The sequence below is a fragment of the Enterobacter sp. UPMP2060 genome, from assembly GCF_053709655.1.
The window spans coordinates 463,432-484,322 of the sequence record NZ_JBSKJQ010000001.1; the positions used below are offsets into that span (position 1 = coordinate 463,432).

Consider the following 20,891-nt stretch of genomic DNA (forward strand, 5'->3'; position numbering starts at 1 on the left):
TCCTTTTTCGTATCCGTTGTGCTTAATCGCGGCTGGCGAAGCCCAGGATGCTCAGCAGGCTGACGAAGATGTTGTACAGCGACACATACAGGCTCACGGTGGCGCGGATATAGTTCGTCTCGCCGCCGCGAATGATGTTGCTGGTTTCAAACAGGATCGCGCCTGAAGAAATCAGAATAAACACGGCGCTGATTGCCAGATGCAGGGCAGGCAGCTGCAGGAAGATGTTTGCCACCATGCCCACCAGCACTACCACAACACCCGCCATCAGCATACCGCCGAGGAAGGACATGTCCTTGCGCGTGGTCAGCACGTAGGCCGAGCAGCAGAAGAACACCAGCGCGGTGCCGCCCAGCGCCATGCCGATAAGATCGCCCATACCGGCAGACAGATACGCATTCAGCATCGGCCCCAGGATGTAGCCCAGGAAGCCGGTGAAGGCAAACGCGGACAGAATGCCGACGGGCTTGTCAGCGGTTTTGTAGGTCAGGAACATCAGACCATACATACCCACCAGCGTCAGGATCAGCCCCGGAGACGGCAGCATCAGCACGGTGCTGGCGGTGGCGGTGATCGCTGAGAAAGCCAGCGTCAGGCTGAGCATGAAATAGGTATTGCGCAGCACCTTGTGGGTGCTGAGTAGCGATGTGCGGTCGCGTGAAGAAGTAATTATACGATCCATGAGTCACTCTCTTATGACAGATGTAATTAGTGGAAAGAATAGGAAACGGCACGCCAGTCTCAAAGTGGTTTTACCCATCTTTACTCAGCACGTTAGCGCTGGAGGCGGTTATTTCTTCTGCAGAAATCCGTTTCGCCAGTATGAACAGCGGTTTGCGACAATTTACCAGATCAAGCTCTTATAGGTTACTGAAAAATATTGCGTTATTACCATTCGAACGCTAAGAGTTATTTCCGGATCGTCATAAAACAGACTATAAGGCGAAGGAAATGAAACCACAAACACGTACTCACTTTACGCTCTCTTTGTTAACCGCAGGGATCCTGTGCGCCAGCACGGCAGCCTGGGCGGCTAACGTGCCGACAGGAACCGCGCTGGCCGACAAACAGGAACTGGTCAGAAACAACGGCAGTGAACCGGCTTCGCTCGACCCGCATAAAGTCGAAAGCGATGTCGAATTCAATATTATCAGCGATTTATTCGAAGGGCTGGTCAGCGTCTCCCCGACAGGCGAAGTCCAACCGCGACTGGCGGAAAAATGGGAGAACAAGGACAACACCGTCTGGACGTTCCATTTGCGCCCGGGCATCACCTGGAGCGACGGCACGGCGATTACCGCTGAGGATGTGGTCTGGAGCTGGCAGCGCCTGATCGATCCGAAAACGGCTTCGCCGTATGCCAGCTATCCGGGCAACATGCATATCGTCAACGCGGCCGATATTGCTCAGGGGAAAAAAAGCGCCCGATACGCTGGGCGTAAAAGCGATTAACGACACCACGCTGGAAGTGACGCTCACGCAGCCAAACGCGGCCTTCCTCGCGATGCTGGCGCACCCGTCGCTGGTGCCGGTGGATAAAGTGCTGATTGGCCGCTTCGGGGATAAGTGGACCAAGCCGGAGCATTTCGTCAGCAGCGGGGCGTATAAGCTGTCGCAGTGGGTGGTCAACGAACGCATCGTGGCAGAGCGTAACCCGCGCTACTGGGATAACGCGCATACCGTGATTAACAAAGTCACCTACCTGCCCATCACCTCTGAGGCCTCGGATGTGAACCGCTATAAGGCGGGCGAAATTGACATCGTGTACACGTGCCGATCAACCAGTTTGCCCAGCTCAAGAAAACCCTGGGCAGCGAGCTGGACGTTTCACCTCAGCTGGCGACCTATTACTACGAATTCAATACCACCCGGCCGCCGTTTAACGACGCGCGCGTGCGTAAGGCGCTGAACATGGCGCTGGATAAAGACATCATTGCCGGAAAAGTATTAGGGCAGGGGCAGCGCCCGGCGTGGCTCATCAGCCAGCCGGATATCGGCGGCGTGAAGCTACAGAACCCGGATTACGCCAGCTGGCCGCTTGACAAGCGCATCGCGGAGGCGAAAAAGCTGCTGAACGAGGCCGGATATAACGCCAGCCATCCTCTGAGCTTCAACCTGCTCTACAACACCTCTGAATCGCACCAGCGCATCGCGATTGCGGCCAGCTCCATGTGGAAGAAAAACCTTGGCGTGGAGGCAAAGCTGCAAAACCAGGAGTGGAAAACCATGCTGGATACCATGCACACCCACAACTTTGACGCGGTGCGGTACGCGTGGATTGCCGATTACGACGATGCGGCGACCTTCCTGAACAACTTCCGCTCTGGCGACAGCGAAAACACCAGCCAGTACAGCAATCCGGACTACGATCGGGCGCTGCTCGATGCCGCAAAAGCCAAATCAGCGGAAGAGCGGGGTAAGTTCTACCAGCAGGCGGAAGATCTGCTGGGGCGTGATGTACCGGCCATTCCGGTTTATCACTACGTCCGCACGCACCTGGTGAAACCGTGGGTAGGCGGATTTACGCCGGATAAGCTGGGGTACTATTTCACGAAAGACATGTACATCAAAAAACACTAGGCCTGTGCTGATAAAATCGTCGATGTGTCGTCAGTTCAACCGATTAAACACGTTTTGACTATTTTTACAGCGAACGAGTGCAGCCACTCTTTACAGCTCGCGGTGAGGTGTTTATAGTTCGCCTCACTTAGGAAGTGTGGCCGAGCGGTTGAAGGCACCGGTCTTGAAAACCGGCGACCCGAAAGGGTTCCAGAGTTCGAATCTCTGCGCTTCCGCCAGATATAAACCCCAGGTTACTCGTTAACCTGGGGTTTTTCTTTTGTCTTAACGCGGGTTTGTCTGTTACCAGATTCTGGCCATTCCTTCGCTTTCCGGGCGAACGAGCGTAAAACCAAATTTTGCATAAAGCTCAGGCACATCCGCCATTAAACAAACGTAGGCCCCTTTACAGGCATGGGTATCCAGCCAGGCTACAAGCGTTTCCATAATGACTCTGCCAAGCCCTTTCCCCTGATAAAGGGGATCAACGGCGACATCGACAATATCGAAATTCAACGCACCGTCCCCCACGATTCGCCCCATACCCACTGGTTTACCCTCATAAAGAATATGCATGCCGTAACAGCTGCCAGGCAGTGCTTTCCGGGCTGCCTCGAGAGGACGAGGGCTGAGGCCCGAGATTTCGCGCAGCCGACAAAACGCTTCTGCAGTGGGGACGGTCTCAACAACGGTATAGTTATCAGGCATAAAAAAGCTCCAGTCAGTGTCCATCAGGGGATCCCAGTCTGGCAGTAAAACTGACTAAACACGATTTTTAGGATCGATCCGCCTCACACTTTTAAGACTCTGCTATTTCCCTGTAAAAAACAGGCGTTATCATTCATCCCGTAAATATATTGCTATCTCTTACCGAGGCTTTGATGCTGGAGAATGTTTTCATCAGATAATCAGTTTCCCGCCCTTTTCAGGACGGACTGGTTATCGCTGCGCTTAAACCTTACGCGCGCACCTGCGGGTGTGGGCTCGTTTTTACGCATGATGATTACACAGGTTTTCCAGTATGAATTTATCCCGTCAGGAACAACGCACCTTACACGTTCTCGCCAAAGGTGGACGTATTGTGCACGTCCGCGACAGCTCTGGCCGCGTCACTTCCGTAGAGTGCTACACCCGTGAAGGGCTGGTGCTGAGCGACTGCACGCTTAGCGTCTTTAAAAAACTCCGCACCAAAAAGCTGATCCGTTCCGTGAACGGGCAGCCTTACCGCATCAACACTACCGGGCTGAACAACGTTCGCGCCCAGCTGGATAATCGCTAAGCGGAATAAACAACGCCACCCGCGGGTGGCGTTCATGCATTGAACTGGCAATTTAGCGATATCGTTGCGGATGCAGGAGTGTAGGCCGGGTAAGCGCAGCGCCACCCGGCAATAAAGGCGACGTTTAAGAGCGGATAAAGGCCAGAATGTCCGCGTTGATGGTATCCGCGTGCGTGGTATGCATCCCGTGCGGGAAGCCCGGATAAATTTTCAGTACGCTGTTCGCCAGCAGCTTGTCCTGCAGCAGGGCTGCATTCTTATACGGCACGACCTGATCGTCGTCGCCCTGCAACACCAGAACGGGAACCGTGATGGTTTTGAGATCCTCCGTCTGGTCGGTTTCTGAAAACGCCTTAATCCCCTCGTAGTGGGCCTTTGCGCTGCCGATCATTCCCTGACGCCACCAGTTCTGGATCGTGCCCTGTGAAACGTCCGCGCCATCCCGATTAAAGCCGTAGAAAGGCCCGCTGGCGACGTCGAGGTAAAACTGGGCGCGATTAGCCGCCAGCGCTTTGCGGAAGCCGTCGAAAACCTCGATGGGCGTTCCGCCGGGGTTACTGTCCGTTTTGACCATCAGCGGCGGGACGGCGCTGACGAGCACCGCTTTGGCGACGCGCCCCTGCGGTTGCCCGTACTGCGCAACATAGCGGGCGACCTGTCCGCCGCCGGTGGAGTGACCGACGTGCACGGCATTGCGCAGGTCCAGGCTTTCAACCACGGCCGACGCGTCGGCCGCGTAATGATCCATATCGTGGCCTTCACTCACCTGGTCCGAACGCCCGTGTCCACGACGATCGATAGCGATAACGCGATAGCCTTCAGCGAGGAAGAAGAGCATCTGGTTATCCCAGTCATCGGCACTTAGCGGCCAGCCGTGGTGGAATACGATGGGTTGAGCCTCTTTTGGGCCCCAGTCTTTGTAGTAAATATTGACGCCGTCTTTCGTTGTTACGAATGCCATACCGCAGACTCCTCTGTTAAAGGCAAAACGTTCCCCGGCTGAGCGCACAGCGAATCATTAATGCCTTAATTAAGTTGGCTTTTTTCTCTTTCCCGTACCGACAGTACTCCTAAAGTGTAGGAGAAATAGTAAAAGCAGTCGGTTTCATTCCTGTGAAAGGGTGCAGAACAGCGTTCAGGGGGAGGGGGAGCGAATGAAGGCTCTGGAGAGATCCTCCAGAGCCTTCAGGGCAGCATTAACAGCAGGGGCGTTTAGCGGTTTTCTTCAATATAGCGGGCCAGGTCCGCCGGGGTTTTTAGCACCGTCGCCACGTCAGTTGGCGGGATCATGCAGCCGTAAACGTCCTGCACTTCCAGCACCATATCGACCGCCAGGATGGAGTCGAGAATGTCGGATTCAATCAGTTCATCGTGAAAGCCCACCTTGCGGGATAACACTTTTTCGAACAGGGCGAGAATTTCTTGTTCCATAATTTTTCCTGGAGTCATTAATTTGTGCGGGCGTAAGCGTCCAGCAGCTTGCGGTCAATTTTGCCGTTAGGATTCAGCGGCAAAGCGTCTTTTACGATAATTTGTGAAGGCACCATATAGTGCGGAACGACCTTCGAAAGCGATGTTTTGATGGTGTCCGGTGCCATATCCGTCACGCAGAACGCGGCAATGCGCAGTACGCTGCCGCAGGATTTCATCAGCGGCAGGACCACCGCTTCGTTGATGCCGGACATGGCCAGCAGGCGGTTCTCGATCTCGTTGATTTCAATACGGTAGCCGTTCAGTTTGACCTGGCTGTCGTTGCGGCCCTGACAGTAGATCAGCCCCGCTTCATAGCCCAGATCGCCGGTACGGTAGCCGCGAAACGCTTCATCTTCCCGACGGAGTAATTTCGCCGCGTTCTCCTGCGGCAGGCCGAGATAGCCGCGCATGACGTTTTTACCCCAGATAATCAGCTCGCCGTCGGCGGAAATTTCCATTTTGCTCTCAGGCATCATGACCCCCACCGGCAGCACGGCGCTGTCGCTGTTCAGGATCGCATCCGTGATTTCAACCACGGTCGTCGCAATCGTCGCTTCCGTAGGGCCATACGAGTTAATGATTTTGGCCTGCGGGAAGCGGCGGCGAAGCTGTTTAACCAGCGCTTTATTGAGCACTTCACCAATGAAGATAAAGACGCTCAGCGTAGGCAAATACTCGCTGTTGAACTGCGGGGAAAGCAGCTGCTGGTATGCAAAAGAGGGGGTTGAAACCCAGGCGGAGACCGCGTTGCTTTTCAGTCGCTCCAGCCAGTTCTCTTTCTGAATGTCCTCTTTGGCGTTCAGCACGATGTGTCCGCCCATCGCCAGATTCGCCAGCAAAGGGATCAGGGAGAGGTCAAAGCTGAATACCGCGTGGTTCATCAGGACCGGTTTTTCCGGCAGTGAAAAGTCCTGGCTGACCCATTTCATGAAGTGCCATACGCTTTCACGCCCAATCTGCACGCCTTTAGGTTTACCGGTGCTGCCTGAAGTAAACATGATGTAGGCCAGATCCTGCTCCTCCAGTACCTTGCCCGGTTCCCCGGTGGCGATGAACTGCCGGGTCGCGACGTCGTAATAGTAAGGGGCGCTGGCCAGATGGCAGATCTCCCGGAGGCGCTCCTGCGGGTAAATGCAGTCCACCGGGATGTACGGAATGTTGTGCAGCAGGCAGCTATAAATCGCCACGGCGAACTCAGCCTGCTGGTGACCGTACAATACGACCGGCGTACCGGCAGCAGGCTGGCAGCGCTGATAGCGCTGCGCCCAGTCCGTCACGGAAGCAGAAAGCTGTAGCCAGCTTAAGGCTTCGTCGCTGCCGCTGATGGCCAGCTGCTGCGGGGAGGCGGGATCGCATAATGCCGCACGTAAGAAATCCTGCAGTTCCTGAAGATCGGAGTGATTTTTCATAGAGGTGACATTCCACTAAAGATGTAAAGGGATCCTGCGGCGCTTCCCAGCGTCAGAATTCGCCCTAAAAACGCAACGGCCGGATACTGCAGGCCGCGGTGCAATGCCGGGCTGCGTTTGGCTGACCACAGCAGCATATTGTGAGCGACGGAAATCGCGCCAAACAGCGCGCCGCTGATGACGTAATGGCGTTCCAGGCCATTCCATGCCCCCATACAGAATAAGGTGCAAAAAATACCGATATTTTGCGCCAGCGTTTTGTTCTGACGGAAAAAGTTGAATTTCATCAGGTTCATATAAACGGGCATAAAGACCACATCGCGCAGCCATTCAGACAGGCTGATGTGGAAGCGGCGCCAGAAATCCTGCGGGTTCTTTGCCAGAAGCGGCATGTTAAAGTTTGCCGGAATGCTGAGCCCAAACAGGCGGCCCGCGCCGATGGCCATATTGCTGTAGCCCGCAAAATCAAAGTACAGGTAGGTGCTGTAGGCAATCGACATCACCACGCCCACGGTCAGCGTAAACGGCTTATGGCTCCAGGGCTGCACGACAAGGGAATCAATCAGCATGGCAAACAGGAACTTCTGGACAATGCCGGTAATGATTTGCTCTAACGCGACTAAAAACTGTTCGCGGTTAAGGGCAAATACGGGCTTGCTGACGTCACTCATCCACGTCCGCCAGCGGTACATTGGGCCTGCCAGGATAATAAAGGGCATAAACAGATAACAGAAATAGTGCAGGAAATTCTGACCTTCTTTTTTACTGCGATAGAGCAGCACGTCCAGCGCGCGGAACGTCATAAACGAGAGGCCGATCATGCCCCAGTGGTTATTTAAATGTAATTTCACCAGCAGCAGCGGCAATAATGTCAGAACGACCGCCTGCCACGTTTTTAACCATCCCTTCTCTTTTAGCGTGGCAAAAACATAAAAGCTGAAAAAAACGGCGACGGGGACAATATAATCCCCCTGAAATATATATCCCCATCCCAGCGCCGTCAGCACCGAGAGTGCAGATAACCAGGTCAGACGATGGCGTAATACGCGATTAACCAGCGCAAACGCCAGCGCGGATGAAAACAAATAAACAAAAAACATTCCTGAGCTGTACATCATTCGGCCTCAGAACTTTTGATATTCAAAATGCAGCTGCATACTCATGCTGTCATCGACAGAGGTCCACGCGACGATGGTGATCGCCAGCAGGAGATAAAGTAAAAAAAGACGGATCGCGATTTTCATCATTTAAAACTCTGTGCAATAAAGCGAATCATAGGAACCCAGGCCAGTTCGGAAGGGTGCAAACGATCCCAGTTCCAGCCATTCTGATAAGGCATGGCGTACATATCTAAATAAGGGATCTGGTTCTTTTCCAGAATGGTTTTTATTTGTTTATCAACCGGGCGGAAGGTATCGGTATTGTAAAGCGCCCAGGGGTTAACCGGGTCGACGATAGCAATCACCTGCACGTGACGTTCTTTCAACAGCTGGACGGTTTTACTGAAGGCGGCGATTTGCGCAGGCACGACCGGCGTGTCATCCCACTGCTGCCGCGTACTGTCCTCCTCGTAAATCGTTTTGTCCATCCACAGGGTGGCCGCGCTCTGCTGGCGTTTTTTATTTAACTCGCGCGCATTCGCCAGCTCTTTATCCCAGTCGGGGGCAATGTGGGCGGCTGGCTGCTGCGGCCAGGGCTGTACCGTCTGGGGCGTGATGTTGAGCAGCGCCAGCCAGTCGTTTTTTATCAGGGTGCAGACGTTGGCAAACTGGAAGCTCAGCTCGTCCCACATCAGATCGGGGTGCCAGCCAAAGACCCGCATTTGGCCGAAGGTTAAATGGCTTATTTCTTTACTATCAATATGCTTTAAATAATTAACCAGCAGCGGGCGCGCCTGCGGATCCTTCATCAGCGGATTAAAAATAGAGCCGGGGAAATTATCGGCATAGATAGCCGGTGGCAGCCCTTTTGAATAAAAGCTGTCAGGAGCCAGAAGCAAAACAACTTTACTGTTTGCGTTAAGGCTATTTTTAAAACGTGAGAACAGTAAAAATTGCGTTTCATCATCGACGAACGCATCGCCATACGCCACGACGGGTTTGTGTAATTGCTTATTAAAGTAATTATATACAGCGTAATGTTCATCTTCTGAGGTGGCCACCTCAGACGCGCCAATGAAGAAAATAGCATTCCCTTCTAAGGCATGGGAAATAGTCGCAATTTTTTCCGCTTGTTCTTTCGGCGTGCCCGCCATTGATTTAATCAGCGGCTGGAAGGTGAGGGGCGGATTGAAGCTCGTCACCAGCGGGTGAACACAGAGGAACAAAATGGCCAGGGTTGCCATCAGGATATGTAAGCAAAGCGTATTTTTGATTTTCATCATCAACCAGTAACACTGCATGGCAGTAATTTCTAAATCTGCGGGTACTCAGATTTATAACAATTACACAACAAATGACCGTTTATTTTTGTGGCATTCTATACCAGAGCGATTTAAAAGGATGAGCGTTGCTGTGTAACGGTATGTACAAGGTGGCTGTGACCGGTGCGCGGCAAGCGCCTGGGTGATTTTTGCGCAGTCAAACGCCGGCGGGTGAAAATAGAAAAATTCCTGCTTTACAAGGGGCTAATAGATGTTTATAGTGCGCCTCACTTTGGAAGCGTGGCCGAGCGGTTGAAGGCACCGGTCTTGAAAACCGGCGACCCGAAAGGGTTCTAGAGTTCGAATCTCTACGCTTCCGCCAAATTTGAAAACCCTGCGATAGCAATATCGCAGGGTTTTTTCGTTTTACAGGGCAATCACCAGCTCCCCGGAATGGCTCCGCGAACAGCACAGCGCCACCTGCTGGTCCGTCCCGCCTTTTTCTGCCTCCGACTGCACGCTATCCCGGTGATCCACCACGCCGTCAATCACCGGCGTCAGGCACGCCCCGCAGATCCCCATTTCGCATGACAGCGGCACGTCCACGCCGTTTTCCTGTAGTACCTGAGCGATGGTCTTATCCGCAGGCACCGGCCAGCGCTCCCCGGTGGAGGCGAGTTTGACCGTAAAGATCTCGCCCGCGTCACCGCGTGCGGCAGGGGCCGCGGGCTGAAACGCCTCGCTGTGAAGATGGCCATCATCCCATTCCCTGGCCGTCGCCACGTCTCGCACTTTTTCCATAAACCCTGCCGGGCCGCAGATCCAGGCGTGAAGCCCCGGCTCAGGTGCCGGGAGATGCTCTGCCAGCGCCGTGCGCGGGCTGGCGGTATGAATCTGGCACTCACCGAACCGGGAGAGTTCGCGCGCAAAGGCCGCGCTTTCGCGGCGTTTGACGTAATAGTGCAGCGTAAACGGCGTTCCGGCCGCCTTCAGCTGCAGGGCCATTGCATACAGCGGCGTAATGCCAATGCCCGCCGCCAGCAGCAACACCCGCTCAGCCTGATGCAGCGGAAACAGATTGCGCGGGGCAGAGATTGCTAATTTCTGCCCGGGTCGCAGCGTCTCGTGAACGTAACGCGATCCGCCGCGCGAGGCGGTTTCCCGCCCCACGCAGATAAGATAGCTCTCGTCTCCACACGCACCGGTCAGGGAATACTGGCGCACCGCGCCGCAGGGCAAGTGGACATCAATGTGCGCGCCGGGCTGCCACGCCGGCAGCGCGTTACCGTCTTCAGCCACCAGCCTGACGGCGAGGCTTTTGTCGCCCTCGCGCCACAGCCCGTCAACAATTACGCTCAGCATATCGGCCTCCGTCATACGAGGAAAAATTCGCCAAAGCCCATCTTCTTCAGTCCCCGACGGTAGGCAATTGAGCTCTTATCGGCGGGAATATGCGCTTCCAGCGTCAGATCCAGCGGCAGACTTTCCGGGCGCTGGGTTTCCACCATCAGGCGATCCTCTTCAAAAATGCGCAGATTGAAGGCATGCACATCCTCCACCGGAATATGCAGGTCAAAGTTACGCGCGATAGGGGCGAACATGCGGGTGACTCGCGATGACACGGGCGACGCGGCGTTCATGATGACCAGTCGGGATTCTCCCGGAAAATGAATCGTCAGGGTGGCGGTAAACGGCAGATGCATTTCAAAATGGCGCAGCCACCGGAACCCTTCCGGCGCCTGCACGGGTGAACTGGCGGGATAGTTGCTCACGGAGCTCCAGTAATCGGCAACAAAACCGAACGGCGTCTCCTGCGGCTGATAGGTGGGGACCCGCTGATTATTGGGGTCGGCAAAGGTATCGGTGTGGATCCAGGCAAAGTGCGCCACGTCCAGAAACCCCTCTACCTGACGACCGGCAAAGCCGTTCACCTCAAACGCCGGGCAGTTGATCTGCTGAAATCCGTCGTCATCCCAGTGCGGCATGGTGGGCAGCGGCACAGGATTGTCCGGGTCAAACGCCAGGCAGGTCCAGATCAGGCCGAAGCGCTCCTCCACGGCGTAGTTAATCAGGTTCAGCTTCGCCGGAACGGGCTGGTCGGGGCTGGACGGAATACGGTTGCAGCGCCCGTCTTCTCCAAAGCGTAAGCCGTGGTAAGGACAGATAATCCCGTGCTCGTCGTGAAAGCCGAGCGTCAGCGGCACGCCGCGGTGCGGGCAGACGTCACGGGCGACCACGACCTGGTCGTTAATCCGGTAAATCACCAGCTGCTCGTCCAGCAGGGTCGCTTTGACCGGCGCCGGGCCGACGTCGCAGGCGCGCGCGACCGGATGCCAGCATTTCGCCAGGCGCAGCCAGTCCTCGGGCTCAAACGTGCAGTGGGCGGGTGGAGTCGGTTCTCTTTTCATCATTGTCCCTCTTGCGTTCAGCCTAACGGGCCGCCCTGAATGGTCTCGCACAGACCGTTGATGATGCGCTCACCGGTCTCCTCTTTGAGCTCCTGATACCAGGCCTGCGTCAGAGCCATGTCTTTCCCGTGGGTGACGTCGCAGCGTTTACGCGCCTTCAGCACCAGGTCGCGCACCCGGTCGCAGCGCAGCGCTTCGTACTGGCGCAGCGCCAGCGTAATGCTGTGGTTTTCACGCAGGCACTCACCCAGCACCACGGCGTCTTCCATCGCCGCACAGCCGCCCTGGCCGATATCCGGCGTGGTGCTGTGGGCGGCATCGCCGAGCAGCGCGACGTTGCCGCGCACCAGGCTGTCGAACGGCTCAATGTCGTGGATTTCAATGCGGTTGGTCGTTTCAGGATCCAGCGCCGCGATAAGCTTCTGCACCGGCGGCGCCCAGCCGCGGAAGTAGCCCGTGAGATCGGCGCGCAGGGTGGTGCGATCCTCCGCCAGGCCCGCGGGTAGCGGCACGTCAAAAAAGAAGTAGAAGCGTCCGCCGGAAACGGGCATCAGCGACACGCGTTTGCCTTCGCCAACGAAGGTGGTCCACTGGTGCGCCGGGGCGATCTCTTCGTCAATCTTCACCAGCCCGTTCCAGTTCACGTACCCGGCGTAGCGGCGCTCCGGGGTATACCCCAGCACGTACGGGCGCACGGCGGAGTGGCTGCCGTCGGCGGCAATCAGAAAATCGCCGGCTGCCGTGGTGCCGTCGGTGAAGGTCACGCTCACGCCCGCGTCGTCTTCGCTTACGCGTTCGACGCGCTTGCCGAACTGCACCCTGTCGCGCCCCCAGAAATCCAGCATTTCGCGCTGAAGTTCAGCGCGCGAGACGGGGCAGGGGCGCCCGCCGGTACGCTCAACCAGCGGGGCAAGGCTGAAGCGGGTCAGGGTCTCGCCGCGCCGGTAATCCTTATAGGCCATAAAACGCATCGGCCCGCCGTAGGTCTCGATGATGTCGCCCATGCCGAGGTGCTGCATGCATTTCACGCCGTTAGGCCAGATGGAGATGGCCGCCCCGACGGGCCTGATCTCTTTGACGGCTTCAAACACGGTACAGTCGATGCCCGCTTTCTTCAGCGCGACGGCGGCGCTCAGGCCGCCAATACCCGCACCAATGACGATTGCTCTCATGCTTCTCTCCTTTTGCAGGGTGTAAAGACATTCAGCAATTTGCGTACCAGGCTGCAGAGTGGCGAAAACGGCGTTGTGAGAGGTGAGTTTGCACTGCTAAGGTGCGCAAACGCGGTGAGCGTGCCTTTTTTTGAATCAAAAATTTCCAGTTGAGCTATACGGAATCGACTGTTTCACGCCCGCGCTCAGAGTGGCGTGGTTTGTGCAACAGCCCGGAGGAAGACAATAAAGGAGACGCTATGATCGCACTGCACGACTTCAATCATCTTCCCCACGAAAAGGCGTTAGCGCTGATTCACCCCTGCGTGGCGCTCCCCGGCTGGGCCGATGCGCTGGTTCGCGGGCGACCCTACGCCAGCCGGGACGAATTGTTCAGTACGGCAAATGCGTTGACGCAAAACTGGGACGAAGCGGCGCTGGTGCAGGCCCTGAGCGCCCATCCACGCATCGGGGAAAAGCCCGCAGGTTCACAGGCGGAGGCGGCGCTGTCGCGCCAGGAGCAGGGCGCGGTGAATGAAGGCGATGCTGCCCTTGCCCGGGCGCTGCGCGAGGGCAATGCCCGCTACGAGGCCCGCTTCGGACGCGTGTTTCTGATCCGCGCGAAGGGCCGCCGCGGCGAGGAGATTTTACAGGCGCTGCACGCGCGGCTGGAGAACAGCGACGCGCAGGAAGTCCGTGCCGCGCTGGAACAGCTGCAGGAAATTACGCTGCTACGGCTGGAAGGAGTCATTAGCGAATGAGCACACTCAGCACCCATATTCTGGATATCTCGACGGGCAAACCCGCAGAGGGCGTGACGGTTCATCTACAACAGGACGGGAACACGCTGGCCTCGGGCGTGACCAACGTCCAGGGACGTATCGCCGCGTTCGTTCCCTCTCTGCCCGCAGGCCGCTATCGGCTGGTGGCGGAGATCGGCGCGTGGTTTAGCGAAACCGGTCGCGACACGCTATACCCCTGCGCGCAAATTGATTTTGTGACGGGAGAAGCGGCAGACGAGCATTTCCATCTGCCGTTTGTGATTGCGCCCGGCGGATGGTCAACCTACCGGGGAAGTTGACCACACCCGCTCGCCGTTGACCCAGGTCTCGCTGATGTTGCGCTCGTCGCCGAGGGTCATTAGCACAAAAAGCTGCTCGTAGATATCCTGACAGCGGCGATTGCGCAGGCGCTGCAGCGGCGTCACGTCAGGGTCGATCACCACGAAATCCGCCTCTTTGCCGGGCGCGAAGTTGCCAATCTTATCGTCGAGCCTGAGGGCGTGCGCACCGCCCAGCGTGGCGTGATAAAACGCCTCGCTGGCGCGCAGGCGGTAGCTCTGAAGCTGGCCGACCTTGTAGGCTTCCCCCAGGGTGCGCAGCATGCTGAAGGTGGTGCCCGCACCGACGTCGGTGCCGATGCCCATCCGCACCCTGTGCTGCCAGCAGGCGGGCAGGCGAAACAGCCCGCTGCCGAGAAACAGGTTAGAGGTGGGGCAAAACGCCACCGCCGAACCGGTGTCATGCAGGCACTGCCATTCGCTGTGGTGAAGGTGAATCGCGTGGGCAAACACGCTGCGCTCGCCGGTCAGCCCGTAGTGATGATACACGTCCAGATAGCGCTCGTGCTCCGGCCAGAGGTCGCTCACCCAGGCCACTTCGTTGGGGTTTTCGCTCAGATGGGTCTGCATCCAGGTATCCGAGAACTCCTCTCTGAGCAGGCTGACCGCGGCGAGCAGCTCGGGGGATGAGGTCGGGGCAAAGCGCGGGGTAATGGCGTAGCCCAGCCGTCCCCGGTGGTGCCAGCGCTGGATCAGCGCCCGCGTCTGCCGGTAGCTCTGCTTCGCGTCTTCGCTCAGGTAGTCCGGCGCGTGTCTGTCCATCATCACTTTTCCGGCGATTAGGCGCATGTTGAGGCGCAGGGCTTCGGTAAACAGCGCCTCGACCGATTCCGGATGCAGCGTGCAAAACACCAGCGCGGTGGTGGTGCCGTTGCTTACCAGCTGGTGAATGAAAAATTCGGCGATCTCTTTCGCGTAGGCTTCATCAGCAAACTGGCTCTCCACCGGGAAGGTGTAGGTGGTCAGCCACTCCAGCAGCTGCTCGCCAAAGGCGCCGATCATCTCCGTTTGCGGATAATGGACGTGGGTGTCGACAAAACCGGGCAGCAGTAGCTTACCGCGCAGGTCGGTGTAGCCCTTGTGGGGGTCAAGATACTGCTCGCCTTCCTGCCACGGCATCTGCGCCAGAATTTTTCCGTTCTGTATAAACAGCACCCCGTCCTCAAGGTAGCGCGCGTGCCGAGCAATCGCGTCTGCGCTGTCGCAGACCTGGGCAATATCAAAAAATGCGCCGCGGATCGCTGTCTGGTAATCCATCATGGTTCCTGCCTTATTGTGTACATAACGGGGTGATAAGGCTCAGCAAGAACGGTGCCAGAATGAACGGGCCGCAGATAGGCTGCGGCCGGAAGGAGGAATTTACTCTTTTTGCGTGGCCACGCGTGAGCCGAACGACGTCGCGCCCGCCGTCTCGCGATCTTCCCGCGCCAGCCAGCGGTAGGTCACGCCGCCGAGGAAGACGCCGATAAACCAGCTGAAGTTCGCCACCTCATGCAGGGCCGGAATAAAGCTGATCACCAGGCCCACGGCAACGGACGGGATCAGCGCGCCAATGGCTTTCGGGTTGAAACCGTTGCGGTACCAGTATTTGCCCTTTGGCGTGTCGTCGAACAGATCGTCAACCGACACCTTGCCGCGCTTAATCAGGTAGAAGTCGGCAATCAGAATGCCGAACAGCGGGCCGATGAACGCCCCGAGCACGTCCAGGGTGTAGTGGATAAGCTCCGGCGAGTTGAACAGGTTCCACGGGGTGAGCAGGATCGAGCCGACGGCGGCAATCATTCCCCCGGTGCGGAAGCTGATTTTCTGCGGCGAGCAGTTAGAGAAATCAAACGCCGGGGAGACGAAGTTCGCGACGATGTTGATCCCGATGGTGGCGGTGATCATCGTCAGCAGGCCAATCGCTACGGCCAGATCGTTGCCCACGCGGCTGACGGTTTCGATCGGGTCGGTGATCATGCGGCCAAACAGCGACTGGGTGCCGGAGACAATCACCACGGTGACGATGGAGAACAGCAGGAAGTTAAACGGCAGCCCCCAGCGGTTGCCGCGGCGGATCTCGCCCATGCTTTTGCCGTAGCGGGAGAAGTCGCCAAAGTTGAGCAGCGGGCCGGAGAAGTAAGACACCACCAGCGCGGTCGCGGTGATCATCTGCCAGGTCTGCTCCCCCGCGCTCAGGGATTTGCTGGCGAGAGTGAAGGAAATGCCGTCAAAACCGGTCTTGTATACAATCCAGCCTGCGAGGGCCAGCATCACCACGTAGACCGCCGGACCGGCGATATCAATAAAGCGCTTGATAGCGCTCATGCCGTGCCAGAAGACCATCGCCTGCAGCACCCACATGATGGCAAAGCAGATCCAGCCGAGATGCGACAGGCCCAGAAATGCGCCGGTAGTGAGCGAAGAGAGCGACGGCCAGAACTTGAGCGCCACCAGCATCAGGGCGTTGGCGGCCAGGTAGGTCTGAATGCCGTACCACGCGAAGGCGATCAGCCCGCGGATCACCGCCGGAATATTGGCCCCGAACACGCCAAACGCCTGACGGCTGATCACCGCGTAGGGCACGCCCGCCATCTGGCTCGGTTTGGCTACCAGGTTGGCGCACAGCTGCACGATGCAAATCCCCACCAGCAGGCAGAGCAGCACCTGCCAGCTTGCCAGACCGAGCGTAAAGAAGCTCGCGGCGACAACATAACCCCCCATGCTGTGAACGTCCGACATCCAGAACGAAAAGATGTTGTACCAGCTCCAGTTCTGGTCACGCGTCGGTGCCAGATCCTCATTGCAAAGACGTGGGCTGTAAACCGCACCGGAATCAGCGGCCGTACCCTGCTGCGCGTTTTGACTGTTTGGCATGAAACCTGCTCCTGTGAATGAAAACCCGTTAAGCGGGAGTGCAGACGGTGTTGCAGGATTCAGGCCAAAATAATAAATCTTGTATGCAATATTTTATTTTTATGTATACGATTCGATAACGAAGAGTAAAAGACGGAGTGGTGAATGAACAACATAAACGCCCTGCAGACCGCGCCAGACCTGCATGAAAAAGACGAATCGATCTTTCAGGCGCTGATGACCGCGATTGTCGAACATCAGCTGCTGCCGGGGAGCAAACTGCCGGAGGAGGCGCTGGCCGAGGTCTTTGGCGTAAGCCGCACGGGCATCCGCAAGGTGCTTCAACGACTCGCGGCTGTGCAAATGGTCACCTTAACGCCCAAGCGTGGTGCACACGTTGCCAGCCCGACGGTGGAAGAGGCGCAGCATATCTTCCGCACCCGCGCGCTGCTGGAGGTCGCCAACCTGCCGGACGTGCTGGCCCGCTGCCAGCCGCCGCACCTTGCCGCGCTGGAGGCCATTATTCGTCAGGAGCAGCAGGCGCACGAGGCGTACGACGGCCCAGCGGCAATCCGCCACTCCGCCAATTTCCACATTCAGCTGCAGGCCATCTCCGGCAACCAGGTGCTGACGGAGATGGTGACCGGCCTGAGCCAGCGCTCCTCGCTGGTGATTGCCACCTGGGGCGCGCCGTGGCGTCAGGGGTGCCGCTGCAACGATCACGAACAGCTTGTGGATCTGCTGCGCCAGAAGGCGCTCCAGCCGCTCAGCGATGCCTTAATGCACCATTTTGAACACATCGTTGCCAGCCTCTGCTTCGAGCGGGCGGGCGAGTGCCTGCCTGATTTTGCCCGGCTGTTTGCCGGCCACAAGGAGTCGTAATGTCATCTGTCTGTATACAAGTGATCAACCCCAACACCAGCCTCGCGATGACGGAAACCATCGGCGCGGCGGCCCGCGCGGTGGCGGCGCCGGGAACGGAGATCCTCGCGGTCTGCCCCAGCGCGGGCGTGCCGTCTATAGAAGGCCACTTTGATGAGGCCATCGCCGCCGTGGGGGTTCTCGAACAGGTTAAGCTCGGCAGAGAGCAGGGCGTCGATGGTCACGTCATCGCCTGCTTTGGCGATCCGGGCCTGCTGGCGGCGCGCGAGCTGGCGCAGGGGCCGGTGGTCGGTATCGCCGAAGCCGCCATGCATATGGCGACGCTGGTGGCGACGCGCTTTTCGGTGGTCACCACGCTGCCGCGCACGCTGATTATTGCCCGCCATCTGCTGCACCAGTATGGCTTTCAGGACAGGTGCGCGGCGCTGCACGCTATCGATCTCCCGGTGCTGGCGCTGGAAGACGGCAGCGGTGTGGCGCAGGAGAAGGTGCGCGCGCGCTGTATACAGGCGCTGAAAGAGGATGGCTGCGGCGCCATCGTGCTGGGCTGCGGCGGCATGGCGACGCTGGCGCAGGAGCTGACGCGCGAGCTGCGCGTGCCGGTCATCGACGGCGTCAGCGCGGCGGTGAAGATGGTGGAATCGCTGGTGGCGCTGGGGCTGTCGACCAGCAAGCACGGGGATCTGGCGTTCCCGGAGAAAAAAGCGTTAAGCGGACATTTTCAGGCACTGAATCCATTTTAATTTTTGGGGGTGGCAATGGGGCTTTTTGAACAGGATTACCCGCGGGATCTGCGCGGCTACGCGGGCAACCCGCCGCACGCGCGGTGGCCGAATCAGGCGCGTATCGCCGTGCAGTTTGTGCTCAATTATGAGGAAGGGGCGGAAAACCACGTTCTGCACGGCGATGCTGGATCCGAGCAGTTCCTGTCGGACATTATCGGCGCGGCCAGCTACCCGGATAAACACATGTCGATGGACTCCCTCTACGAATACGGCAGCCGCGCCGGGTTCTGGCGGATCCACAATGAATTTCAAAAGCGCGGCCTGCCGCTGACGGTTTTCGGCGTGGCGATGGCGCTGGCGCGTCATCCTGAGATCGTCGAGGCAATCAAGGGAGCGGACTACGACGTGGTCAGCCACGGCTGGCGCTGGATCCACTACCAGAGCATGGATATCAGCCAGGAGCGCGAACACCTGCACAAGGCGGTGCACGTGTTGACCGACCTGTTCGGCAAGCCGCCGACGGGCTGGTACACCGGGCGCGACAGCCCCAACACCCGCCAGCTGGTGGTGGAGCACGGCGGCTTCGACTATGACAGCGACTACTACGGCGACGATCTGCCCTTCTGGACGGAAGTGGCCTGCGGCGACGGCACCCGTAAACCGCACCTGATCGTGCCGTATACGCTGGATGCGAACGACATGCGCTTCGCCACCGCGCAGGGGTTTAACACCGCCGAGCAGTTTTATACGTATCTGAAGGACAGTTTTGACGTGCTGTACGAAGAGGGGGAAAGCGCGCCGAAGATGATGTCCATCGGCATGCACTGTCGCCTGCTGGGGCGGCCGGGGCGTTTTCGCGCGCTGCAGCGGTTCCTCGATTACGTGCAGCAGCACGAGCGGGTGTGGGTCTGTACCCGCCAGCAGATTGCCGACCACTGGCGGGATGTGCATCCATTTGAGAAGTAAGTGTGCCGTGTTTTGCCGGGTGGCGGCTGCGCCTTACCCGGCCTACGACTACGACATCAAACTCACCTGTGCCGCCACGATCCGCCATCCGTAGGCAAACCGCACCCACGTCTGCTGCTGGCGGCCAATGCGTTCCGTCCCCTCGCGGGTAAACTCGGTGCTGCACACGGCATAATCCTCGCCGAAGGTGGTGATGACGGTGTGGCGCAACGTCCGCTGCAGCCCGGCGGCGGGGCGCGCCGCCCGAAAGGCGCGGATTTCATCAATCCCGTACAGGTTTTCACCCGCCCCCAGACGCACCGTGTTTTTGTCGTGCCAGAACAGCTCGTCCAGCACCGCAACGTTGTTGCTGACCAGCGCGTCTTCATAGCGGTAAAACGCGGCGGTCACCTCGGCAACCACCCACGGCAGGTTAATGTCATCGTGATTCATCATGCGGCCACCTCCGCCGGGCTTGCATCGGCGATGCCGCTCTCTTCCAGCACGCGCGCGACGCGGAGGCAGGCCTGCTCGTTAAACGGCGCGGCAATCAGCTGCAGGCCAATCGGCGCACCCTGCGCGGTACGCAGCGGAACGGTGGTCACGGGCAGGCCCAGAAATGAAATCGGCTGGGTCAGCATCCCCATGCTGGCGCGAATGGGGAGCGGCTGACCGTTAATCTCCATGGTCTGCTCACCCGCGAGCGTGGCGCTGCGCGGCGTTGCCGGAGCGATCAGCACGTCGGCCTGCGCGAACAGGGTTTTAAACGCCTGTCGGGCGTGCGCGCGAAACCGCTGGGCCTGAATGTACCAGGCGGAGGGGATCATCGCGCCTGCCAGCAGGCGTTCCCGGGAGTGCGGCTCAAAACGCTCGGGCTCGCGGCGAAGCGCGGGCAGGTACTGGTTTCCCCCTTCGGAGGCGCTGATGATAAACGCCGCGGAGCGCGCCAGTTCGGCGTCCGGGAACTGCAGCTCATCCCGCACGTCGAGCGCCTTCGCCGCCCGCGCCACGGCGTCTCTGGCATCCGCGTCGCACCAGGTGGTGAAGTAGCCGCCGAGCACCGCGCAGCGCAGGCCGTCAAGCCCGCGATCGAGCAGCGGGCGCGTCTGCTCGCGCGAGCTCTCTGCCTGAAAAGCGTCGCTGCCGTCCCGGCCCTGCAGCGCATCGTATACGGACGCCAGATCGCACACGCGGCGGGCAAAGGGGCCGATATGATCCAGGCTCGCGACAAACGGATGGCTGCCGGATCGCGACAGGCGGCCAAAGGTGGGCTTCAGGCCGTAGATGCCGCACAGGGAGGCCGGAACGCGAATCGAGCCGTTGGTGTCGGTGCCGAGCGAAAAGTGCACCAGCCCGGCGGCCACGGCGGCGGCCGAGCCGCCGGACGACCCGCCCGCAATGCGCGCCAGATCGTGCGGGTTACGCGTCGTGCCGTAATGGCTGTTTTCGGTTGTGAAGCCGTAGGCGTAGGCGTCCATATTCACCATCCCGGTCAGCAGCCCGCCCGCGCTCAGCGCATGCTGGATCGCGCTGATACTCATCTCGTGTAGCCTCATGCTTTGTACACTCCTGCGATCTCCAGACGGTCGTCGAGCGGCAGCGCCATCAGCGGGGCGGCCATGCTTGCTATGCGGCTGAACTGCACCTGCAGCTCGGCGCGGCGGGCATCGTCCAGCGTTACGCCGAGCACGGACTCCATTTGTGCCAGATACGCCTGCCAGTCGGGTTGTTGTGTCGTCATAG

The 20,891-nt window shown here is 58.5% G+C and carries 20 protein-coding genes, 2 tRNA genes and 3 pseudogenes; 9 read left to right on the forward strand and 16 right to left on the reverse strand.

What is annotated here, in order from left to right:
* Window positions 1-22: 22 nt before the first annotated feature.
* Entirely contained in the window at window positions 23-682 is a 660-nt protein-coding gene (gene yccA / locus ACWKXN_RS02195; RefSeq protein WP_023335168.1) for an FtsH protease modulator YccA, read from the reverse strand.
* A 269-nt stretch (window positions 683-951) separates the two neighbouring features.
* Between yccA and ACWKXN_RS02200 the strand changes: the two are divergent.
* Window positions 952-2,580 (forward strand): annotated as a pseudogene (locus ACWKXN_RS02200) (ABC transporter substrate-binding protein).
* A gap of 130 nt (window positions 2,581-2,710) precedes the next feature.
* Window positions 2,711-2,798: transfer RNA gene (locus tag ACWKXN_RS02205), tRNA-Ser, on the forward strand.
* A gap of 64 nt (window positions 2,799-2,862) precedes the next feature.
* Here the strand turns inward: ACWKXN_RS02205 and ACWKXN_RS02210 are convergent.
* On the reverse strand, window positions 2,863-3,267 hold the full coding sequence (locus ACWKXN_RS02210; protein ID WP_033146518.1) for a GNAT family N-acetyltransferase: 405 nt from the start codon (window positions 3,265-3,267) through the stop codon (window positions 2,863-2,865).
* Between the two features lie 313 nt (window positions 3,268-3,580).
* On the opposite strand from ACWKXN_RS02210, the gene ACWKXN_RS02215 reads away from it, so the two are divergent.
* Window positions 3,581-3,838, forward strand: a complete 258-nt coding sequence (locus ACWKXN_RS02215; RefSeq protein ID WP_021240841.1) for a YjhX family toxin — start codon at window positions 3,581-3,583, stop codon at window positions 3,836-3,838.
* 124 nt (window positions 3,839-3,962) lie between these two features.
* Here ACWKXN_RS02215 and ACWKXN_RS02220 read toward each other — a convergent pair whose 3' ends face one another.
* From ACWKXN_RS02220 to ACWKXN_RS02245, 6 genes are all read right to left on the reverse strand, one after another.
* The gene (locus ACWKXN_RS02220) at window positions 3,963-4,799 is read right to left on the reverse strand and encodes an alpha/beta fold hydrolase (RefSeq protein ID WP_032658141.1); all 837 of its coding nucleotides are present in this window, start codon (window positions 4,797-4,799) and stop codon (window positions 3,963-3,965) included.
* Window positions 4,800-5,050: 251 nt separating this feature from the next.
* Complete coding sequence (locus ACWKXN_RS02225; RefSeq protein ID WP_008499867.1) at window positions 5,051-5,269, reverse strand: acyl carrier protein; 219 nt, start codon at window positions 5,267-5,269, stop codon at window positions 5,051-5,053.
* Between the two features lie 17 nt (window positions 5,270-5,286).
* Window positions 5,287-6,720, reverse strand: coding sequence for an AMP-binding protein (locus ACWKXN_RS02230; RefSeq protein WP_454543260.1), 1,434 nt, complete (start codon window positions 6,718-6,720; stop codon window positions 5,287-5,289).
* Window positions 6,717-7,835, reverse strand: coding sequence for an MBOAT family O-acyltransferase (locus ACWKXN_RS02235; RefSeq protein WP_048980325.1), 1,119 nt, complete (start codon window positions 7,833-7,835; stop codon window positions 6,717-6,719). Before ACWKXN_RS02235 ends, ACWKXN_RS02230 begins: the two co-directional genes overlap by 4 nt.
* 9 nt (window positions 7,836-7,844) lie before the next feature.
* On the reverse strand, window positions 7,845-7,967 hold the full coding sequence (locus ACWKXN_RS02240; RefSeq protein WP_255640238.1) for a hypothetical protein: 123 nt from the start codon (window positions 7,965-7,967) through the stop codon (window positions 7,845-7,847).
* Window positions 7,964-9,100 carry a D-alanyl-lipoteichoic acid biosynthesis protein DltD gene (locus ACWKXN_RS02245; protein WP_143347780.1) on the reverse strand — a complete coding sequence of 379 codons (1,137 nt, stop codon included), beginning with the start codon at window positions 9,098-9,100 and terminating at the stop codon, window positions 7,964-7,966. The genes ACWKXN_RS02240 and ACWKXN_RS02245 overlap by 4 nt, the downstream gene beginning before the upstream one ends.
* 276 nt (window positions 9,101-9,376) lie before the next feature.
* Between ACWKXN_RS02245 and ACWKXN_RS02250 the strand changes: the two genes are divergently transcribed.
* Window positions 9,377-9,464 (forward strand) — tRNA-Ser (locus ACWKXN_RS02250).
* 44 nt (window positions 9,465-9,508) lie between these two features.
* On the opposite strand, the gene ACWKXN_RS02255 is transcribed toward ACWKXN_RS02250, so the two are convergent.
* The 3 genes from ACWKXN_RS02255 to hpxO are packed head-to-tail and all read right to left on the reverse strand — an operon-like array spanning window position 9,509 to window position 12,662.
* Window positions 9,509-10,444 carry a PDR/VanB family oxidoreductase gene (locus tag ACWKXN_RS02255; RefSeq protein ID WP_047061883.1) on the reverse strand — a complete coding sequence of 312 codons (936 nt, stop codon included), beginning with the start codon at window positions 10,442-10,444 and terminating at the stop codon, window positions 9,509-9,511.
* 11 nt (window positions 10,445-10,455) lie between these two features.
* Entirely contained in the window at window positions 10,456-11,493 is a 1,038-nt protein-coding gene (hpxD, locus tag ACWKXN_RS02260) for a molybdenum cofactor-independent xanthine hydroxylase subunit HpxD (protein ID WP_454543261.1), read from the reverse strand.
* A 14-nt stretch (window positions 11,494-11,507) separates the two neighbouring features.
* A complete protein-coding gene (gene hpxO / locus ACWKXN_RS02265) occupies window positions 11,508-12,662 on the reverse strand; it encodes an FAD-dependent urate hydroxylase HpxO (protein ID WP_094934924.1) in 1,155 nt (384 codons plus the stop codon).
* 239 nt (window positions 12,663-12,901) lie between these two features.
* Here hpxO and uraD point away from each other — a divergent pair, with 239 nt between their 5' ends.
* Both uraD and uraH read left to right on the forward strand, forming a co-directional pair.
* The gene (gene uraD, locus ACWKXN_RS02270) at window positions 12,902-13,402 is read left to right on the forward strand and encodes a 2-oxo-4-hydroxy-4-carboxy-5-ureidoimidazoline decarboxylase (protein WP_454543262.1); all 501 of its coding nucleotides are present in this window, start codon (window positions 12,902-12,904) and stop codon (window positions 13,400-13,402) included.
* The gene (uraH, locus tag ACWKXN_RS02275; protein ID WP_048976712.1) at window positions 13,399-13,722 is read left to right on the forward strand and encodes a hydroxyisourate hydrolase; all 324 of its coding nucleotides are present in this window, start codon (window positions 13,399-13,401) and stop codon (window positions 13,720-13,722) included. The genes uraD and uraH overlap by 4 nt, the downstream gene beginning before the upstream one ends.
* Here uraH and guaD read toward each other — a convergent pair.
* Together guaD and ACWKXN_RS02285 are read right to left on the reverse strand one after the other, a co-directional pair.
* Window positions 13,702-15,018 carry a guanine deaminase gene (guaD, locus tag ACWKXN_RS02280; protein ID WP_454543439.1) on the reverse strand — a complete coding sequence of 439 codons (1,317 nt, stop codon included), beginning with the start codon at window positions 15,016-15,018 and terminating at the stop codon, window positions 13,702-13,704. The genes uraH and guaD overlap by 21 nt on opposite strands.
* A gap of 102 nt (window positions 15,019-15,120) precedes the next feature.
* Entirely contained in the window at window positions 15,121-16,617 is a 1,497-nt protein-coding gene (locus tag ACWKXN_RS02285) for an NCS1 family nucleobase:cation symporter-1 (protein WP_023335187.1), read from the reverse strand.
* Between the two features lie 144 nt (window positions 16,618-16,761).
* Here ACWKXN_RS02285 and ACWKXN_RS02290 point away from each other — a divergent pair, with 144 nt between their 5' ends.
* From ACWKXN_RS02290 to puuE, 3 genes and pseudogenes are all read left to right on the forward strand, one after another.
* Window positions 16,762-17,478 carry a GntR family transcriptional regulator gene (locus tag ACWKXN_RS02290; RefSeq protein WP_182931781.1) on the forward strand — a complete coding sequence of 239 codons (717 nt, stop codon included), beginning with the start codon at window positions 16,762-16,764 and terminating at the stop codon, window positions 17,476-17,478.
* Window positions 17,478-18,352: pseudogene (gene hpxA, locus ACWKXN_RS02295) on the forward strand (allantoin racemase). The gene ACWKXN_RS02290 and the pseudogene hpxA overlap by 1 nt, the downstream one beginning before the upstream one ends.
* Window positions 18,270-19,169, forward strand: a complete 900-nt coding sequence (puuE, locus tag ACWKXN_RS02300) for an allantoinase PuuE (protein WP_409245264.1) — start codon at window positions 18,270-18,272, stop codon at window positions 19,167-19,169. Before hpxA ends, puuE begins: the two are co-directional and overlap by 83 nt.
* 48 nt (window positions 19,170-19,217) lie before the next feature.
* On the opposite strand, the gene hpxZ is transcribed toward puuE, so the two are convergent.
* The 3 genes and pseudogenes from hpxZ to hpxX all read right to left on the reverse strand — a co-directional run bounded on the left by hpxZ (window position 19,218) and on the right by hpxX (window position 20,889).
* Entirely contained in the window at window positions 19,218-19,604 is a 387-nt protein-coding gene (gene hpxZ / locus ACWKXN_RS02305) for an oxalurate catabolism protein HpxZ (protein WP_045354537.1), read from the reverse strand.
* Window positions 19,601-20,743 (reverse strand): annotated as a pseudogene (locus ACWKXN_RS02310) (AtzE family amidohydrolase); the annotation flags it as partial. The pseudogene ACWKXN_RS02310 and the gene hpxZ, both read right to left, overlap by 4 nt.
* On the reverse strand, window positions 20,701-20,889 hold the full coding sequence (gene hpxX / locus ACWKXN_RS02315) for an oxalurate catabolism protein HpxX (RefSeq protein WP_047174808.1): 189 nt from the start codon (window positions 20,887-20,889) through the stop codon (window positions 20,701-20,703). The pseudogene ACWKXN_RS02310 and the gene hpxX, both read right to left, overlap by 43 nt.
* Window positions 20,890-20,891: the final 2 nt, after the last annotated feature.

Coding starts and splice junctions, on each gene's coding strand:
- ACWKXN_RS02220 (WP_032658141.1), bottom strand. CDS start 4,799: ATGGCATTCGTAACAACGAAAGACGGCGTCAATATTTACTACAAAGAC.
- ACWKXN_RS02225 (WP_008499867.1), bottom strand. CDS start 5,269: ATGGAACAAGAAATTCTCGCCCTGTTCGAAAAAGTGTTATCCCGCAAG.
- ACWKXN_RS02235 (WP_048980325.1), bottom strand. CDS start 7,835: ATGTACAGCTCAGGAATGTTTTTTGTTTATTTGTTTTCATCCGCGCTG.
- uraD (WP_454543262.1), top strand. CDS start 12,902: ATGATCGCACTGCACGACTTCAATCATCTTCCCCACGAAAAGGCGTTA.
- ACWKXN_RS02290 (WP_182931781.1), top strand. CDS start 16,762: ATGAACAACATAAACGCCCTGCAGACCGCGCCAGACCTGCATGAAAAA.
- yccA (WP_023335168.1), bottom strand. CDS start 682: ATGGATCGTATAATTACTTCTTCACGCGACCGCACATCGCTACTCAGC.
- hpxO (WP_094934924.1), bottom strand. CDS start 12,662: ATGAGAGCAATCGTCATTGGTGCGGGTATTGGCGGCCTGAGCGCCGCC.
- hpxZ (WP_045354537.1), bottom strand. CDS start 19,604: ATGATGAATCACGATGACATTAACCTGCCGTGGGTGGTTGCCGAGGTG.
- ACWKXN_RS02285 (WP_023335187.1), bottom strand. CDS start 16,617: ATGCCAAACAGTCAAAACGCGCAGCAGGGTACGGCCGCTGATTCCGGT.
- ACWKXN_RS02210 (WP_033146518.1), bottom strand. CDS start 3,267: ATGCCTGATAACTATACCGTTGTTGAGACCGTCCCCACTGCAGAAGCG.
- uraH (WP_048976712.1), top strand. CDS start 13,399: ATGAGCACACTCAGCACCCATATTCTGGATATCTCGACGGGCAAACCC.
- ACWKXN_RS02230 (WP_454543260.1), bottom strand. CDS start 6,720: ATGAAAAATCACTCCGATCTTCAGGAACTGCAGGATTTCTTACGTGCG.
- ACWKXN_RS02215 (WP_021240841.1), top strand. CDS start 3,581: ATGAATTTATCCCGTCAGGAACAACGCACCTTACACGTTCTCGCCAAA.
- guaD (WP_454543439.1), bottom strand. CDS start 15,018: ATGGATTACCAGACAGCGATCCGCGGCGCATTTTTTGATATTGCCCAG.
- ACWKXN_RS02245 (WP_143347780.1), bottom strand. CDS start 9,100: ATGAAAATCAAAAATACGCTTTGCTTACATATCCTGATGGCAACCCTG.
- hpxX (WP_047174808.1), bottom strand. CDS start 20,889: ATGACGACACAACAACCCGACTGGCAGGCGTATCTGGCACAAATGGAG.
- ACWKXN_RS02255 (WP_047061883.1), bottom strand. CDS start 10,444: ATGCTGAGCGTAATTGTTGACGGGCTGTGGCGCGAGGGCGACAAAAGC.
- hpxD (WP_454543261.1), bottom strand. CDS start 11,493: ATGATGAAAAGAGAACCGACTCCACCCGCCCACTGCACGTTTGAGCCC.
- ACWKXN_RS02240 (WP_255640238.1), bottom strand. CDS start 7,967: ATGATGAAAATCGCGATCCGTCTTTTTTTACTTTATCTCCTGCTGGCG.